Origin of the sequence: Streptomyces sp. NPDC059524, assembly GCF_042749255.1 — a bacterium.
Taxonomy (GTDB): domain Bacteria; phylum Actinomycetota; class Actinomycetes; order Streptomycetales; family Streptomycetaceae; genus Streptomyces; species Streptomyces xanthii.
Genome location: NZ_JBHYTK010000104.1, coordinates 15,761 through 17,762 on the forward strand (window position 1 = coordinate 15,761; position 2,002 = coordinate 17,762).

At 73.9% G+C, this 2,002-nt stretch carries 2 protein-coding genes; both read right to left on the reverse strand.

Going from position 1 to position 2,002, the window contains the following annotated elements:
- Positions 1-114: 114 nt before the first annotated feature.
- A complete protein-coding gene (locus tag ACFW9D_RS25780; protein WP_384625320.1) occupies positions 115-1,662 on the reverse strand; it encodes an acyl-CoA synthetase in 1,548 nt (515 codons plus the stop codon).
- Positions 1,663-1,746: 84 nt separating this feature from the next.
- Positions 1,747-1,881 carry a hypothetical protein gene (locus tag ACFW9D_RS25785; protein ID WP_384625323.1) on the reverse strand — a complete coding sequence of 45 codons (135 nt, stop codon included), beginning with the start codon at positions 1,879-1,881 and terminating at the stop codon, positions 1,747-1,749.
- Positions 1,882-2,002 lie beyond the last annotated feature (121 nt).

Consider the following 2,002-nt stretch of genomic DNA (forward strand, 5'->3'; position numbering starts at 1 on the left):
GGCCCCCGAGGGGGGCGGCGCGGGGGCCGCGGGGGGGTGCGCCGGCGGGGGGCGTGGGGGGGGGGGGCCCCCCCCCGCGACGGTGGCGGCGGCGCCGGACAGCCGCACCGCGCCCTATCTGGCGCGGGCGCTGGGCGGCGGCTGACCGGCCGCGTCCGCGACCGCGCGCCGCAGCACGCCCTTGGCGAGTTTGCCGGTCGGGGTGCGCGGCAGCTCGGGCACGAACGCGACCTGTCGCGGCACCTTGTAGTGCGCGATGCGGTCCCGCACATAGGCGATGAGGTCGCGCCCCAACTCCGGTCCGGCGTCGGTGCCTTCGGCGGCCTGGACGAAGGCGTGGACCGCCTCCCCCATCTCCTCGTCGGGCACGCCGATGACCGCGACGTCAGCGACGGCCGGATGCAGCACGAGGCAGTCCTCGATCTCCTGCGGGTAGATGTTCACGCCACCCGAGATGATCGTGAAGGCCCTGCGGTCGGTGAGGTAGAGGTAGCCGTCCTCGTCGACGTGGCCGATGTCGCCGGTCGTGGTCCAGCTCGGGTGCTCGGGGTGCTGGGCCTCGCGGGTGCGGCCGTCGTCGCGGTGGTAGCGGAAGGGCAGTTCCTCGCGCTCGAAGTAGACCGTGCCGGTCTCCCCCGGCGGCAGCACTTTCCCGGCCTCGTCGCAGATCCGCAGCTCCCCCAGGAGCCCGCCCCGCCCCACCGAGCCGGGCCGCGCGAGCCACTCCCGGGGGCTGATGAAGGTGATGCCGTTGGCCTCGGTCGACGCGTAGTACTCGTGCAGGACGGGCCCCCACCAGTCCATCATCCGCCGCTTGACCTCGACGGGGCAGGGCGCCGCCGCGTGGATGGCGACCTTCATCGACGACACGTCGTACGCGGCGCGCTCCGCGTCGGGCAGTTTGAGCATGCGGACGAACATGGTCGGCACCCACTGGCTGTGCGTGACCCGGTGCCGTTCGATCGCTGCCAGCGACTCACGTGCGTCGAAGGTCTTCATCAGGACGACCGTGCCGCCGGTCGCGGTGACGGTGTAGCAGAACCGCAGCGGCGCCGCGTGGTAGAGCGGCGCCGGGCACAGGTAGACGGTGTCCTCGTCGAAGCCGTACATGGGCTGGAAGAGCAGCTGGTACGTGGACGGGTCGGTGCGGATGTCGCCTTCGGGCAGGTCGGGTTCGATGCCTTTGGGGCGACCCGTCGTGCCGGACGAGTAGAGCATGTCGGCGCCGCGCGGCTGCACGGCGGGCGGTTCGGGGGACGCGGCGGCCAGCGCGCGGTCGTAGCTGCCGTCGTCGAAGCCGAGCCGGTGCCGCACCTCGGGCACGAGCTCCTCGACGCGGTCGCCCATCGCGTCGAGCGCCCCGGAGACGACGAGTGCGCTCGCTCCGCAGTCGCGCACGATGTACGCGGCTTCCTCGGCGGTGAGGTGGTGGTTGACGGCGGTCAGGTAGAGGCCGGACCGCAGCGCGGCCCAGTAGACCTCCAGGACGCGCGGGTCGTTGTCGGACAGCAGGGCCACGTGGTCGCCTCTGCGCAGGCCCGCGGTGCGCAGGTGGTCGGCGAGGCGCAGCGAGTTCTCCTCGAGGCGCCCGTAGGTGAGGGTGACGGTGCCGTCGGCCGTGACGACGGCCGGCCTGGCTCGGTCGTACGCTCCCGGATACATGCGGCGACGGTACCCGCAAGGGGTGACGGTACGTCAGGGGTGTGCCGGAGGTTGTCCGTTCCCTCCGGCACACGTCCCCGGGTGTCAGCCGAGCCGGTCCAGGATGTCCGGCCAGAGGTGGTCGCGGCTGCGCCATCCCTGCCAGCGTTCGTCGCCGTAAAGGACGAGGGCCAGGGCCTCGTCGAGGGTGACCTTGTCGCGGCCGAGGATCTCGCGCACCACCACGACGGGGGGGGGCCGCCCCCCCCCCCCCCCCCCCGCCCGCCGCCCCCCCCCCCGGGCGGGGTCTGGGGGGGGGGGTGGGCCGCGCCCGCGCACCCCCGCCGGCAGACCTCGACCC